Source organism: Flavobacterium granuli (assembly GCF_900129705.1).
GTDB lineage: Bacteria > Bacteroidota > Bacteroidia > Flavobacteriales > Flavobacteriaceae > Flavobacterium > Flavobacterium granuli.
The window spans coordinates 82,647-97,477 of sequence record NZ_FQWO01000001.1; the positions used below are offsets into that span (position 1 = coordinate 82,647).

General features: G+C 34.9%; 12 protein-coding genes and 1 other RNA gene. 8 read left to right on the plus strand and 5 right to left on the minus strand.

Annotation, left to right across the window (positions count from 1 at the left end):
* Nucleotides 1-34: 34 nt before the first annotated feature.
* The 3 genes from BUB25_RS00345 to BUB25_RS00355 all read left to right on the plus strand — a co-directional run bounded on the left by BUB25_RS00345 (nt 35) and on the right by BUB25_RS00355 (nt 3,246).
* Complete coding sequence (locus BUB25_RS00345; RefSeq protein WP_072938031.1) at nt 35-1,663, plus strand: acyl-CoA carboxylase subunit beta; 1,629 nt, start codon at nt 35-37, stop codon at nt 1,661-1,663.
* 384 nt (nt 1,664-2,047) lie between these two features.
* The gene (locus tag BUB25_RS00350) at nt 2,048-2,671 is read left to right on the plus strand and encodes a hypothetical protein (RefSeq protein ID WP_139256875.1); all 624 of its coding nucleotides are present in this window, start codon (nt 2,048-2,050) and stop codon (nt 2,669-2,671) included.
* A 152-nt stretch (nt 2,672-2,823) separates the two neighbouring features.
* Nucleotides 2,824-3,246 carry a DoxX family protein gene (locus BUB25_RS00355; RefSeq protein WP_072938035.1) on the plus strand — a complete coding sequence of 141 codons (423 nt, stop codon included), beginning with the start codon at nt 2,824-2,826 and terminating at the stop codon, nt 3,244-3,246.
* Nucleotides 3,247-3,296: 50 nt separating this feature from the next.
* On the opposite strand, the gene BUB25_RS00360 is transcribed toward BUB25_RS00355, so the two are convergent.
* Nucleotides 3,297-4,352 (minus strand): AMP-binding protein, encoded by a 1,056-nt coding sequence (locus tag BUB25_RS00360; protein ID WP_072938037.1) that lies wholly within the window; start codon nt 4,350-4,352, stop codon nt 3,297-3,299.
* Nucleotides 4,353-4,367: 15 nt separating this feature from the next.
* The gene (locus BUB25_RS00365) at nt 4,368-5,306 is read right to left on the minus strand and encodes a CPBP family intramembrane glutamic endopeptidase (RefSeq protein WP_072938039.1); all 939 of its coding nucleotides are present in this window, start codon (nt 5,304-5,306) and stop codon (nt 4,368-4,370) included.
* A 111-nt stretch (nt 5,307-5,417) separates the two neighbouring features.
* Between BUB25_RS00365 and arsC the strand changes: the two genes are divergently transcribed.
* Together arsC and BUB25_RS00375 are read left to right on the plus strand one after the other, a co-directional pair.
* Entirely contained in the window at nt 5,418-5,759 is a 342-nt protein-coding gene (gene arsC, locus BUB25_RS00370) for an arsenate reductase (glutaredoxin) (RefSeq protein WP_072938041.1), read from the plus strand.
* Nucleotides 5,760-5,856: 97 nt separating this feature from the next.
* Nucleotides 5,857-8,319, plus strand: coding sequence for a TonB-dependent receptor (locus BUB25_RS00375; RefSeq protein WP_072938043.1), 2,463 nt, complete (start codon nt 5,857-5,859; stop codon nt 8,317-8,319).
* A 147-nt stretch (nt 8,320-8,466) separates the two neighbouring features.
* On the opposite strand, the gene BUB25_RS16375 is transcribed toward BUB25_RS00375, so the two are convergent.
* Entirely contained in the window at nt 8,467-8,631 is a 165-nt protein-coding gene (locus BUB25_RS16375; protein WP_106357380.1) for a hypothetical protein, read from the minus strand.
* A gap of 190 nt (nt 8,632-8,821) precedes the next feature.
* Here BUB25_RS16375 and fumC point away from each other — a divergent pair, with 190 nt between their 5' ends.
* Nucleotides 8,822-10,207 carry a class II fumarate hydratase gene (fumC, locus tag BUB25_RS00380; RefSeq protein WP_072938045.1) on the plus strand — a complete coding sequence of 462 codons (1,386 nt, stop codon included), beginning with the start codon at nt 8,822-8,824 and terminating at the stop codon, nt 10,205-10,207.
* Between the two features lie 166 nt (nt 10,208-10,373).
* Here the strand turns inward: fumC and BUB25_RS00385 are convergent, their stop codons facing one another.
* Nucleotides 10,374-11,576: an NAD(P)-dependent oxidoreductase gene (locus BUB25_RS00385; protein ID WP_072938047.1), complete on the minus strand. Its 1,203-nt coding sequence runs from the start codon at nt 11,574-11,576 to the stop codon at nt 10,374-10,376.
* 243 nt (nt 11,577-11,819) lie between these two features.
* On the opposite strand from BUB25_RS00385, the gene BUB25_RS00390 reads away from it, so the two are divergent.
* Both BUB25_RS00390 and ssrA read left to right on the plus strand, forming a co-directional pair.
* A complete protein-coding gene (locus BUB25_RS00390) occupies nt 11,820-13,019 on the plus strand; it encodes a serine hydrolase domain-containing protein (RefSeq protein ID WP_072938049.1) in 1,200 nt (399 codons plus the stop codon).
* 90 nt (nt 13,020-13,109) lie between these two features.
* Nucleotides 13,110-13,506, plus strand: a transfer-messenger RNA (tmRNA) gene (gene ssrA, locus BUB25_RS00395).
* 62 nt (nt 13,507-13,568) lie between these two features.
* Here ssrA and BUB25_RS00400 read toward each other — a convergent pair.
* Nucleotides 13,569-14,513, minus strand: a complete 945-nt coding sequence (locus BUB25_RS00400) for a PorP/SprF family type IX secretion system membrane protein (protein ID WP_072938052.1) — start codon at nt 14,511-14,513, stop codon at nt 13,569-13,571.
* Nucleotides 14,514-14,831: the final 318 nt, after the last annotated feature.

Genomic DNA, 14,831 nt, shown 5'->3' on the forward strand with positions numbered 1-14,831 from the left:
TAGCCATCTATTTTCTTACAAACATTACAGTATCATGGATTTAAACTTCAATAAAAACGAAGATCACAATAAACTTTTATTATCCCAATTAAAGAAAAACTTTTCCAAAGTAAAACTAGGAGGCGGTGAAAAAAGAATTGAAAAATTGCATGCCGAAGGCAAAATGACTGCACGCGAACGAATTGACTACTTATTGGATCCCCATGCTGAATGCATAGAGATTGGAGCATTTGTAGGAGAAGGAATGTATGCTGAGCACGGCGGTTGCCCTTCAGGAGGTGTGGTCGTAAAAATAGGCTATATCAAAGGAAAACAGTGTATTGTAGTTGCTAATGATGCAACGGTAAAAGCTGGAGCCTGGTTCCCAATTACTGCTAAGAAAAACCTGAGAGCTCAAGAAATTGCGATGGAAAACAGACTACCTATAATTTATTTGGTAGACAGTGCAGGCGTTTATTTGCCATTACAGGACGAAATATTTCCTGACAAAGAACATTTTGGACGCATTTTCAGAAATAATGCCCAAATGAGTAGTATGGGAATTACCCAAATTTCCGCTATTATGGGCAGTTGTGTTGCCGGTGGTGCTTATTTGCCCATCATGAGTGACGAAGCCATTATTGTCGATAAAACAGGAAGCATTTTCTTAGCAGGAAGTTATTTGGTCAAAGCAGCTATTGGTGAAACAATAGACAACGAAACCTTAGGCGGAGCGACAACTCATTGTGAAATTTCAGGAGTTACAGATTATAAGGCCAAAGATGACAAAGATGCTTTGGATAAAATAAAAAATATCGTTGATAAAATTGGTGATTTTGATACAGCCGGTTACAGCAGGCTAAAACCTGAAAAACCAGCTTTGGATGAAAAAGACATCTATGGTATCTTACCTAAAGCCCGTAATGAACAATACGACATGATGGAAATCATCAATCGTCTGGTGGACAATTCAGAGTTTGAAGCTTATAAAGACGGCTATGGCCAAACTATAATCACCGGTTATGCCAGGATTGACGGGTGGGCAGTAGGAATTGTTGCCAATCAACGAAAAGTAGTAAAAACCAAAAAAGGCGAAATGCAATTTGGCGGTGTAATCTATTCGGATAGCGCTGATAAAGCCACCCGTTTTATTGCTAATTGCAACCAAAAGAAAATCCCATTGGTATTCCTCCAAGACGTTACCGGTTTTATGGTAGGGTCGAAATCAGAACAAGGCGGAATCATAAAAGACGGTGCTAAAATGGTGAATGCTGTAAGTAATTCGGTGGTACCTAAGTTTACGGTTATCGTAGGAAATTCATACGGTGCCGGAAATTACGCCATGTGCGGTAAGGCTTATGACCCAAGATTAATCTTTGCATGGCCAAGTGCCGAGCTTGCGGTTATGGGAGGAACACAAGCCGCCAAAGTATTGGCACAAATTGAAGCTTCATCTCTTAAAGCCAAAGGAGAACAAGTGGATGAAGCTAAAGAAGCCGAATTATTTGCTAAAATAAAGGCCCGATACGACGAGCAAGTTTCTCCTTATTACGCAGCCTCTCGATTATGGACTGATGCCATTATTGATCCTCTAGATACCCGAACATGGATTTCGATGGGAATAGAAGCCGCAAACCATGCACCTATTGAAAAAAAATTCAACTTGGGTGTAATTCAGGTTTAACAAGCATTTTTTTACATACTATTTCTGCCTCCGTTTTTCACTAGTTTTATTTACTATCAGTGAAAAATGGAGCTGGAAATAGCTAGCTGATTAACATTAGAAAAACTTCCTGGTTCTATTTGTTTTCTGTAAATTCATTTTCACCCTATTTATTCTCTTTTTTGTTAAAAGTAACGGCAATCCCTTTCCTGTTAAAAAAAAACCTCCAAAAAAAAGACTGTTTAACACTCATTAACAACTACTTACGTTTATTTTTTTCTTATCTTTATTAGTAATTAACAGACCTATAAAAACTAAACCAATCCGCTCTTTAACAACCTCTTACACTCGATTTATACGGAAAATTAAAACTGCTCAGAATGAATAATTAATACCTAAAATCAAATGAAAACTACATCAATTATATCTGTGATTATGATGCTGCTAGTTTTTCAATTAAGCTACTCACAACAAACAGCTAACAAAGAAAACAGTTTCGAAAAGAATAAATCCATTTTGATGGAAGCTGGTATCAATGTATCGCTGCCGGTTCATATTCAAATGTTTCGAACACATAGATATGCTGTTGGACTCAATTTTAGAGCCTTTAAAAAAATATCTTCAAAAACAGAGATTGGTCTTAAACTAGATTATGATTATCGGTTTGCTCGAAAAATTCCCGACACTACAGATACCGTAAAAGAAAAGGCTTCTCATCGTAACTTTAGCCTAATTGCCCTTAAAGCAAATGTCCAATTTAATTTTAATCACGATTGGTTTTTTGGTGCTGAAACAGGAGTTGGATATGCCCTTTCTGATGCAAACGGTGCCATAGGGCTTGGTTTTGTTTCTGAATATGACGGTAATGCCAAATTTGGTTCCTGCTCCGGATTGTACATTGGTAAATATTTATCAATTGGTCAGAAACATAATAATTTAGAAGCGTCCATGAATCTGACTAATTTCCTTCTTAAAGGTCATGCCGAAAATTCTCTTGGTTTACGGCTTAATTATTGCTTCAACAAATAAAAACTTTGGTTTAATTCGACAACACAAAAAATAACTTTTGATTTAGCTATCCAAATCAAAAAATGAAATGAGTTTATCATTTTTAAAACAAGAACAATCTTATTTATTTAAAAATCACTAACTTAGTACAACCATTTTAAAATCGAAGCGATATGAATACTGTAAAAGAATTAAATAAGTGGGCAAACTCGCACACTTATTTTACTTTAGATTTAGTACGAATTGCACTTGGCGTATTTTTGTTTGTAAAAGGAATCACATTTATTACAAACATTCAATACTTAGCCGATTTGATATCTCCAATTGATAAAATTGGAGGAGGAATGTTTATGGTTCATTATATTGCTCCTGCTCATATGATCGGGGGAATAATGATTGTTTTTGGATTGCTGACCCGATGGGCTATTATTGCACAATTACCTATATTAATTGGAGCAATTATTGTCAATTTCATGGGAGAAATGCACTCGCAAAATTTATTATTGGCAATAGCTGTTCTAGCAGTTTGCGTGTTTTTTCTATTTTATGGAAGTGGGAAACATTCGGCTGATTATTATTTTAAGATGCAGAAATAATCTAATAAAAAAGAGGTTGCCATTTCACAAGCAACCTCTTTTTTATTTTACTAATCCGTATGAATACTCTCCAGAATCTCTTTCCGTTTTATTTTCCCATTTTGAGTCTCATTAAATACTGGAATATAAAACACCTCCTTGGGCTTTTCATATTTATCTAAACTCTTAAAAACAGCTTTACTTAAATCCTTTTGCTCTCCTTCTATTACCAAAACTAATTTCTCTCCTAAAACAGCATCTGTAATTCCTCCAACAAAAAAACGGGAATGAATTTCGGCAGCTAATTTTTCTTCAATTTGTTCCGGTATCAACTTGACCCCTCCGCTATTAACAACGTTATCGATACGTCCTAAAAAAACAAATTGATTTTCGCTAATGATTTCCACAAGATCATTGGTAACTATAGCTTCATTTGATATTTTCAAAGCTTCAATTACCAAGCAATTCTTATCATTCTGAGAAATTTTAACATTCGGTAAAACAGAAAAAGCTTTCTCCCCTACTTTCTTTGCAGCAATATGAGTGATTGTTTCTGTCATTCCATAAGTCTCGTAAACTGCTGTTTTTGTATTTAGCAATTTTTTTTCGAGAGATTTACTCATTTTGGCACCGCCAACAATTATCTTCTTCACGTTTTTTAATTCCTTTAAAGAATTTTCTACTTGTAAAGGAACCATTGCTACAAAATCATATTTAGTGACATTATGCAATATCGGAAAGGAACTTGGAGCGACATAATCGAGATCAAGACCTAAAACGATGCTCCGTACCAGCATCATTTTGCCGGCAATATATTTAGTAGGTAAACAACACAGGGCTTTATCGCCTGGAGTCAATTCGAAAAAACTCCCCGTAGCCAAAGCTGAATCGATCATTGCTTGTTTACTTATTCTGATATTTTTAGGAATACCTGTTGTCCCTGATGTTTGCAAATTTATATAGCTTTTCGCATCAAACCAGTCTAACAAAAACTCTCCAGTTGTTTGTTCTGATTCGTCTCCTTCCTTGATAAAGCAATAAGCGGCCTCACATAATTCCTCTTTATTCATTGGAAATCCATTCAGCTTAAAAAAACTGTTCACATTATTATAATTCAATTCATTCATGTTGTTAGGAATTCATTAGTGATTATTACTATCCTGTTGCATTTCAATTTTCCCGCTCAGTTTTTCTTTCCAGTTGGTCCATTGGTATTTTCTACTAAAGATATATAAAAGTATCGGGTAAATTATAACCACTGGCATAATTATATCAATACCTGCCTGTGGCTCAGAAATATCCTTAAAAACAGAATGCGTTTGAAACGCAGACCAATCTGAAGTAACTAATAAGGCGCCAATCAAATTATTAGCGGCATGAAAGCCCAAAGCCAGTTCCATTCCTTCATCCATTAAAGTGATAATTCCAAGAAAAAATCCCGTTCCTATATAATAAACAAAAATAATATTTCCCATTTTTGAGACTTCCGGATTAGACAAATGCATGGCTCCAAAAACAACTGAAGTAACCACCAATGGAACCCATTTATTCTTGGCCAAATTAGCAAAACCCTGCATCAAATACCCTCTAAAAACATATTCCTCGGTGCTGGTTTGAATAGGAATTAGCAACACACCAATCAGTACTAATATCGCAAAAGGCAGCGGCTTAAAATTAAATACTAAGCTATCAGGACTCATGAAATACATTACCAAAGTGGAAACAATCATAAAACCAGCCCAAATTGAAAAAGAAAAAAATACTCTTCCCCAATCCACTTCTTTTCTTGATGTGGTTACCGAAAGTAGCGTTTGCTTGTGCCAATAACGCACTACAAACACAATTCCCAACATAGCAAAAGCAAAAGATATTAAAATCAGGAATAAAGTCAAATTAGGCTCAAAAAACTGCATCATTTGTTCATTATCCAAAGGATAAGCTTTCCCTTTAGAAATTGTTTCATAAAAAATGGCTCCCAATAAAGGAACTTGACCTACAATTGAAGCCGTAAAAATCAATGCTAAACCCACTAAATACCTCCAAAACCTATTTTCTGGATTTACACCTTGTTCTATAAACATCTGTTAATATTTGAATTATAATTCTGAAACTTGATTCTCAAAGCCTATTTTTGTTTCTTCTAAATTAGTTTTTTAAATTCAATTTTCTACAATTCTTAAAAAATAAAACCCATGATACAAGTATACCATAATCCGCGTTGCGGAAAATCAAGAAACTGCCTCGCTTTTATGACGCAATCAGGGCTGGACTATGAAGTTATTAATTATTTAGACAATCCTCCAAGTTTTGACGAATTGGTTTCCATTCTAAATAAATTAGATAGCAAACCCTTGGATTTAGTTCGCCAAAAGGAAAAAATATGGATCGAAAATTTCAAAAACAAAGAACTTACTGATTCTGAAATTATTCAAGCGATGGTTTCTCATCCCATTTTGATAGAAAGACCTATTGTAATAAAAGACAATAAAGCAATCATTGGCAGAGACTTAGATCGACTAAATTCATTCCTTTAGAGACCCGATAAATCATTTAACAGAATATTATGATTTAGCCTTTAAACCAATCCCGTTTTTTGTAATCCTACACGCATAATTTTTAATTTAAACTAAAATGAAATACCAGTTAAAGTACTTCTTTTCAATTAGCCTTTTATTTACATTTCTAATGAGCTTTGCCCAGCAAAATGCGCCATCCAAAGAAAGAATAAAAATTACAGGTACCGTTATTGAAAAAATAAGCAAGCAACCTCTAGAATATGCTACGGTAACTTTTATAAATTCAAAAAATCCAAAAGCAATCGCTGGTGGCATCACAAATGCCAAAGGAGAATTTGCAATTGACGTCATATCAGGAGTTTATGACATAAAAATCGAGTTTATTTCTTTTAAACTAAATGAAATCAAGCAAAAAAATCTTCAGTCTAGTACTAATCTAGGTAAAATAGCTTTGGAAGAAGATGCTGCTCAACTTAACGAAGTCATTATCCGTGCCGAGAAATCGACTGTAGAGATTAAACTAGACAAAAAAGTATACAATGTAGGAAACGACCTTATGGTAAAAGGAGGAACTGTTAGTGATGTTTTAGACAATATTCCATCAGTTTCTGTAGATGTCGAAGGAAACGTAAGCCTTCGCGGAAATGAAAATGTTAGGGTACTTATAGACGGAAAACCATCCAATGCCATTAACATAGCCGAGGCTTTGCGATTAATTCCTGCCGATGCCATTGATAAAGTAGAAGTTATTACAAATCCATCTGCCCGATATGATGCCGAAGGTGGTGGAGGTTTATTAAATATTATTCTGAAAAAAGGGAAAAACCAAGGCTTAAACGGTACTTTTATTGCCTCAACCGGAATTCCTGACAATCATGGTCTAAGCGGAACATTGAGCTATAAATCTAAGAATTTCAATATTTTCACAACCCAAGGATACAATTACCGCAACAGTCCCGGAAGTGCAATCACTAATTCACGTTATTTAAATTCGGATAATACGACCAAAAATTACGTCAATGAAACAAGAGAAAATGACCGATACAATAAAGGTTATAATGGTAACTTTGGCTTAGAACTATATCTAAATGAAAGCACTTCATGGACTAACATCCTGAACTACCGAAAAAACAAAGGAGATAATGTGGATGATGTTTTTCAAAAAAATTATGATCAAAACTATGTTTATGATTACACCCGTAATCGTACAAATGAAGAAAATAGTGACAGTGAAAATGTTGAATTCTCTACAAATTTTACCAAAAAATTCAAAAAAGACGGTCATAAATTAACCATTGACGGTTCCTTTTCTACTAATAATGATTTAAATGATGCTATAATAACCGATAAAGCTACGAATAGTAACAAGGTTAAATTTGACAATACAATCAATAATCAGGATCAAAACAGGAATTTAATCCAAATGGATTATGTTTTACCTCTTGGAAAAGGAAGTCAGTTTGAAGCCGGTTATCGTGGTGATTTCAGCAAATTGGTTACCGATTATAGAGTGGAAAATGATGGTGTAATCAACACTAATTTTACAAATACATTAGAATACAAAGAGAAAGTAAATGCCATTTACACACAGTATGGTATGAAAATTAATAAATTTTCAGCTCTTTTCGGATTGCGTTTTGAAGACTCAAATATTGATATCAATCAGTTAGCCACAAATGATTTCAATACTAAAAAATACAGCAATTTCTTTCCAAGCGCCTTTTTCACTTATGAAATCTCTGATGAAAGCAGTACCTCTATCAGCTATAGCCGAAGAATCTCGAGACCAAGAGGAAGAATGTTAAATCCATTCAGCAACTTATCCAGTAACATCAATATCTTCACCGGAAATCCAGATTTAAATCCTGCTTTTACAGATGCTATTGATCTTGGTTATATCAAACGTTGGGACAAATTGACTCTTAACACTTCCTTATATGTAAATAAAACAACCGATGTTTTTCAATTTGCTAGAAGAGAATCGGGTGATTTTGTCAACGGAACACCTATTATCATTAGCTCACCAATAAACTTGGCTACTGAATACAGAGCAGGTTATGAATTTACTTTAAATTATTCTCCTTACAAATGGTGGAAACTAAACGGTAATTTCAATTTCTTCAGAAACGAAACCCAAGGTAACTTTGTATATACTGATTTTAACAATCAAGAAATTGTTCAAAATTTTGACAATACCACTACATCATGGTACACTAGAATAACATCAAAAGTAAGCTTGCCTTATAAAATTGACTGGCAAACAAATGCTACTTATAACGGACCGCAAAACTATGCTCAAGGTAGAAGTCTAGGTGTTTTTGCCGCAAACTTAGCCTTTAGCAAAGACATCTTAAAAGACAAAGGAACCTTATCTTTTAACATTAGTGATGTTTTCAATTCCAGAAAAAGAATGATGGACAGCTATCTTGCTGGTGTTGTAGATTCCTATTCTGAAATGCAATGGAGAAAAAGACAATTTAGCCTTTCTTTTACCTATCGTATAAACAAGCAGAAGAATGAAAGAGAAAGACAACCTAAAAATGACAATAACGACAATGGAGGTGACTTTCCAGGATAAACAAAAAAGGACTCGTGAAAACGGGTCCTTTTTTTATACAAACATCTTAATCATTTTCTTTTTAAAGCCAAAGACTTAGATTCAGAATTGTTTAGACCAAAAAAAAAGGACTCGTAAAAACGGATCCTTTTTTTATTAAACAATCAGTTAAACTGATTGTTCTTTCTTTGCTTTCTTTTCCTTGTATCTTTCCCATAAAGCTCCTCCAATCCAATACTGAACGAAACCTACTAAGAAAAACATTAACCAAAATCCTATTGTAAGAATGGTTAAGAAAAGTAAAAAGCCTAAATACTGTGAAAATTCAAACATGTTTTCCGGAATTTTTGAATGTAGCCACAAATGTAAGTTTAATATCTTTTCTTAGCAATAAAAAACCAAATCAATTTTCATAAAATAGTATTTATACGTAAATTTAGATATAATTATAGAGCCATTACCTATTTATCAAAAGTAACTATCAAAAAACAAATCTCATCACTTTGAACAAATAAGCATAAAAATGAAATTCAGAACAGAAAAAGACACCATGGGAGAAGTGCAGGTACCCGCAGAAAAATTCTGGGGCGCACAGACAGAACGTTCCAGAAACAATTTCAAAATAGGACCAGTCGCTTCGATGCCAAAAGAGATTATCGAAGGTTTTGCTTTTCTCAAGAAAGCGGCCGCTTATACAAATTGTGATTTGGGTGTTTTATCCATCGAAAAACGCGATGCTATTGCAGCCGTTTGCGAAGAAATTTTAGAAGGAAAACTAGACGATCAATTCCCATTAGTTATTTGGCAAACCGGTTCAGGAACCCAAAGTAACATGAACATAAACGAAGTCATTGCCAATAGAGCTCAGGTATTAAAAGGGTTTGCCATTGGTGAAGGCGAACAATTTATCAAAGCCAATGACGATGTAAACAAGTCCCAATCGTCTAACGATACTTTCCCTACCGCTATGCATATCGCCTCTTACAAAGCAGTGGTAGAAGTTACGATTCCCGGAGTCGAAAGATTGAGGGACACTTTGCAAAAAAAAGCTATCCAATTCAACACTGTTGTAAAAATAGGCCGCACACATTTAATGGATGCCACTCCCCTTACTTTGGGTCAAGAACTTTCCGGTTATGTCTCCCAATTAAATCATGGCCTAAAAGCGGTCAAAAACACCTTATCTCATTTATCTGAACTGGCTTTGGGAGGAACAGCCGTAGGCACGGGATTAAATACTCCCGAAGGATACGGCCTCAAAGTGGCCCAATATATTGCTGAATTTACAGGCCATCCCTTTGTCACTGCCGAGAATAAGTTTGAAGCTCTCGCGGCTCACGATGCCATAGTGGAAACTCATGGCGCTTTAAAGCAATTGGCCGTTTCATTAAATAAAATCGCCAATGATATCCGCATGTTAGCTTCTGGACCCCGATCAGGAATTGGTGAAATCATTATTCCCGAAAACGAACCCGGTTCCTCTATCATGCCAGGGAAAGTAAATCCTACCCAATGTGAAGCCTTGACTATGGTTTGTGCCCAAGTTATAGGCAATGACGTAGCAATTACCGTCGGCGGAATGCAAGGGCATTATGAATTGAATGTTTTCAAACCGCTAATGGCAGCCAACTTTCTCCAATCGGCACAATTATTAGGCGATGCCTGCGTATCATTTGACGAACATTGCGCCCAAGGCATCGAACCAAACTACAAAAGAATCAAAGAACTGGTTGATAACTCATTGATGCTGGTTACGGCTTTAAATACTAAAATTGGCTATTATAAATCGGCCGAAATTGCTCAAACGGCTCACAAAAACGGAACAACATTAAAAGAAGAAGCCGTGCGCTTAGGCTATGTCACGCCCGAGGATTTTGACGTTTGGGTAAAACCAGAAGATATGGTTTAAAATAGCTCTGGGTCATGAGTTATGGGTTATGAGTTATGGGTTATGAGTTATGGGTTATAAATTGAAAACCCTGTAATGTTTTTACATTTGCAGGGTTTTCAATTTATTTTTTTTTTCTTATTTTAAAGTTGCTTACTGTTTGACATTAACAATTCATAATTTACAACTATTTCCCGTCAACATAGTCTTGTAAATAAGCAAATCTAGGGGTAAGTTTTCCTTTTTCGGTCATTTTGGCTCTTTTCAGAATACCATCCTTATCCCCATTAAAAAAGGCTGGAATCACATGTTCCATAAACATTGCGCCAAAGCCTTCACTGGCATCTTTTGGAAGCTCGCAAGGAAGATTATCAACAGCCATCACGACTATAGCGGCTGGATGAAAAACATCCACTTCCCGATTCTCAGAAGGCAAATAACCGTATAATGGTTCAGCAATCGTTGATGACCTCAAAGTACTTGCAATAGGACCATTAACATCGCAGGAAACATCCCCAATAATTTTAATCTTACAATCATTGGCCTGAAGCATTTCTCTGCTAATAATAACCGGCGCCTCATTGGCATAAAAATGACCCGTAATCACTATATCAGAAACCTTTGTGAATCTTTCAAAATCAGAAATATACTCTTTTGGATTATCGTAAAAATCTTTAAAATCCAAAACTCTTCCATCGATACGCTTATTGTAATCCAAAACATCAATTTGGACATAAACGGCTTGTGTATAATTTTTAGTTAAGTAATTTTCAACACTGACCTGTTTGATCTTTATAGCGTCCAGAACTTCTTTTACTCCACTGCCAACTTTTCCTGTTCCGGTAACTACAAATTTAATTGGAGGAAGAACAATTCGTTTTAAATATGAAATTAATTCCTCTTTTCCAGAAAGTGTTTCTGCTTTGGGCAATTTGAACAATTCAAATTTTATCCCAAAAGCACGAATACTATTATAAGCGCCCACAATTCCAGCATAGCGTCCAAAACCTATTAATCTTCTATTTTCGGCATCAATAATCGTTTCGTGATCGTATAAATCGATGTTTTTTTCGAGAATCGCCTGCAGTAACTTCCTGTTGTAAGGTTGCTTTTTAATGGTGTGCGAAAAAAAGAAATAGGCCTTATCAGCCATTAAATATTCTATTGGAACTTCTTTTACTCCAAATAAAACATCACAATCGCTTAAATCTTCAGAAACTTCAATCCCTAAATTACGGTATTGTTCATCGGTAAAAATTCGAATATCAGAGGATTCTACCTTAATCCCAGCTTCCTGATACAGTCCTTTCAATCTTTCTAATTCCTCCGGCGAGAAAACGACTCTTCGGTCAGGCGGATTTTTTCTCTCTTTTATAACTCCGAATTTCATATTCTTCAATAGTATTTATTTATATAACTTTATTATTGATTTTTGTTACAAATATAACATTTTAAATCAAATTTATCTTTCTTTTACTATAAACCTTTATTTGTCAAAAATTATTAAAAGCTGAAGCCCAAAATAATACAAAATCAGCAACAAACTTTAACAAAATACAGCAATAAGCTTTTACTAAAAACACTCCTCAAAAGGGATTGATTCTATATATTTGCCTTTCAGTACCACACCACAATGATTTTTATAAAAAAAACAAATATACTACAAATACTTGTGCTCGCACTAGTATTGTCCTCTTGTGCAAAAGAGAAAAAGAAGGTAGAATTAAGCGATGATAAACTTCCAAAAAGTACATTGCCCAAGATGAAGCCTTTAAACAATGAACTCCCTAAATTAACAGCTCAATATGTTCAATCCAAAAAAAGATCCATTGATTCTTTTTATAGCAAAAACTGGCCAAACAATAGTTTAAATGGCAGTCTTCTCGTGGCAAAAAATGGTCAAATCATTTATGAAAAATACGAAGGCTATACCAATTTTAAAACCAAAAAACCGATTACAGCTACTACTCCCTTGCATTTAGCATCAGTCAGTAAGGTAATTACGGCTGCCGTGATATTAAAATTAATAAATGCAAAAAGAATTGATTTAGATCAAAAGGTAAATACTATTCTAAAGGAATTTCCTTATCCGGATGTTACGATAAAAACACTTCTAAATCATCGAAGCGGCATGAAAAATTATGCTTATTTTGCTGATAAAAAAGAAATTTGGGACCGTCATAACATCCTTACCAATCAAGATATTCTAACTTTAATGGCTACCAAAGACATTGGTTTAGAATCCAAAACAGATACCCGATTCAGTTATTGCAACACCAATTATGCCATGCTGGCATTAATAATTGAAAAAGTGACAAAATTGAGTTATAAAAAAGCAATGGAAGAAATGGTTTTCAAACCTCTAGGAATGAAGGACAGCTTTGTATTCGATTATGAAAACGATAAAGATAGCGTAGTTCCATCTTATAAAGGAAACAAGGTGGAAATTGGCAAAGATTTTTTGGATGCTGTGTATGGCGACAAAAACATCTATTCTACACCGCGAGATTTATTGAAATTTGACCGTGCCAGCAATGCTCCTGATTTCTTAAATCCAAAATTATTGAGCGAAGTATATATGGGATACAGTAACGAGCATAAAGGAATAAAAAATTATGGTTTGGGCATACGTATGATTAATTGGGATACAGGACAAAATTTCTATTTTCATAACGGTTGGTGGCATGGGAATACCTCTTCTTATATTACTTTAAGAAATGAAAAGGTAACTATTATTGCCTTGTCTAATAAATTTACTACAAAAACATATCAAGTTCGGAAATTATCTAGCCTATTTGGAGACTATCCCTTCCGTTTGGATAAAGAGGAATGATTTTTGCAATAGAGTTTAGAGTTCTGCCTAAATTATACCAGTTTTAATTGTATATTTGCAAACTCAAATTCATTTTTGAATTTAAAAAAAGGGGTCGACTGGTTTTGACAGCAAGTCGAATTGAGAAGTAAGCACGTCGAGCATTGAGACCTTGCTCGTAAATATAAGATCTTACCATTTTAAACGGCGAAAATAACTACGCTTTAGCTGCATAATCCGAATTATAGTAAGATTACGCCACGTTCCTATCAGATAGGAAAGCTGGATTCTCCTTGAAAGCCTTGGTTTGTGGCGGTCAATACAGGGGAACCGTAAAAATAAACCTAGATTTCCATAAGCTTCGGGTGGATTTCGAAATTAAGAAGATAAGTAGTGTGTGGCTGTTTCTGGCCTAGCGCACTATCGAAAATCCAATCAGGAAATAAACGTGTAGAAAGCCTTTTAGTTGCTTGTTTGGACCCGGGTTCGATTCCCGGCGACTCCACAAAAAAACCTTGTAAAATTGATTACAAGGTTTTTTTTTATTTCTTTCTAAACTTTAGACAAAGACTAAAATCCTATATTATCAGCCGAATTGATAAAGCTACAACTAGCACACTCTCTACGCATGTCTTTTGACTGTCTGAATGTATACTTGAGATAAAATTGATGCGATGATGGAGCAAATTTCCCTAAGTTAGTTGTAGAATAATCATAAGCGTAACCAGCCTGAAAATCTTTAAGCATGTTCATTCCTACAATCCCAGTAATCGCTGAATCCCAACGATAAGAAGCTCCAAAACGGAATTTTTCCTGAAATTCAAAATTTAAAGCCAAATCTATTGCCAAAGGTGCTCCTGCAACTGCCTTAGCCAGTATCGAAGGCTTAAACAGCAATTCATCATTCAATGGCATTTGATATCCTGTTGAAAAATAAATATGAGGCCTTGTAGTGACAGTCGCTACTTTAACGGTAGGATTGTAGTTTTCTTTAATAAAATTAGGAGTAGATAAACTTACAAACCAACTTGGGGTATTGAACAAAAAACCAACACCAACTCGGGGAGATACTTTATTCTCAATATTATTTTCAAAACTATAATCGCCCATATCTTTGATATCAAGAAGTGAGTAATCAACATTTAACAAATTAAAACCTCCCTTAAGACCAAAAGTAAACATGTTTAAATCGTCAATAAAAATGGTATAGGAATAGTCTGCCGTTACAACTAATTCCTCCGTTATTCCAAGCTTATCACTAATGACATTAAAACCGGTTCCCATGTTCAACGTCAGAGGAATATTGACATTGAGGTTCTTACTTTCCGGAGCACCATCCAGTCCTACAAACTGTGTTCGGTGTATCAACAATACACTTCCATCAAAAAAACCGGCAAATGCAGGGTTAAAACTTGACATGTTAAGTTTATAGTCTGAAAACTGTACATCTTGCTGAGCATTTGCAGAAAATAAAGTAAAAATAAATACTAAGACTACTATATAATTGAATTTCATAAGCTCTTTTTAGCTAATATATTATTGGTTTAAATATAAAAATCCTGCTTTTGTTGTACAGTTTCCTCCATGTTGTTATTCTCACAATAAAAAATCATCTTTTCAATCATCATTCACCGCTATAAGGTTATACGCCACCGTATCGAAACAGCAGACAACAACCTCAACCTCTAGCCATTTTTCGCTGTCACAATACTTTCCTGAATAAGCAGCATACTATTTTTGTTTATCCTCTAATACCGTGGATGCACTTAGAGCGATACCTCTTGTAACTGTTTCATACCGGATAAGCTCTGGTTCATTTGTAATAAATCTGTA

Excerpts from the sequence above, each read along its gene's own strand:
- BUB25_RS00345 (WP_072938031.1), top strand. The coding sequence starts at position 35 with ATGGATTTAAACTTCAATAAAAACGAAGATCACAATAAACTTTTATTA.
- BUB25_RS00350 (WP_139256875.1), top strand. The coding sequence starts at position 2,048 with ATGAAAACTACATCAATTATATCTGTGATTATGATGCTGCTAGTTTTT.
- BUB25_RS00355 (WP_072938035.1), top strand. The coding sequence starts at position 2,824 with ATGAATACTGTAAAAGAATTAAATAAGTGGGCAAACTCGCACACTTAT.
- BUB25_RS00360 (WP_072938037.1), bottom strand. The coding sequence starts at position 4,352 with ATGAATGAATTGAATTATAATAATGTGAACAGTTTTTTTAAGCTGAAT.
- BUB25_RS00365 (WP_072938039.1), bottom strand. The coding sequence starts at position 5,306 with ATGTTTATAGAACAAGGTGTAAATCCAGAAAATAGGTTTTGGAGGTAT.
- arsC (WP_072938041.1), top strand. The coding sequence starts at position 5,418 with ATGATACAAGTATACCATAATCCGCGTTGCGGAAAATCAAGAAACTGC.
- BUB25_RS00375 (WP_072938043.1), top strand. The coding sequence starts at position 5,857 with ATGAAATACCAGTTAAAGTACTTCTTTTCAATTAGCCTTTTATTTACA.
- BUB25_RS16375 (WP_106357380.1), bottom strand. The coding sequence starts at position 8,631 with ATGTTTGAATTTTCACAGTATTTAGGCTTTTTACTTTTCTTAACCATT.
- fumC (WP_072938045.1), top strand. The coding sequence starts at position 8,822 with ATGAAATTCAGAACAGAAAAAGACACCATGGGAGAAGTGCAGGTACCC.
- BUB25_RS00385 (WP_072938047.1), bottom strand. The coding sequence starts at position 11,576 with ATGAAATTCGGAGTTATAAAAGAGAGAAAAAATCCGCCTGACCGAAGA.
- BUB25_RS00390 (WP_072938049.1), top strand. The coding sequence starts at position 11,820 with ATGATTTTTATAAAAAAAACAAATATACTACAAATACTTGTGCTCGCA.
- BUB25_RS00400 (WP_072938052.1), bottom strand. The coding sequence starts at position 14,513 with ATGAAATTCAATTATATAGTAGTCTTAGTATTTATTTTTACTTTATTT.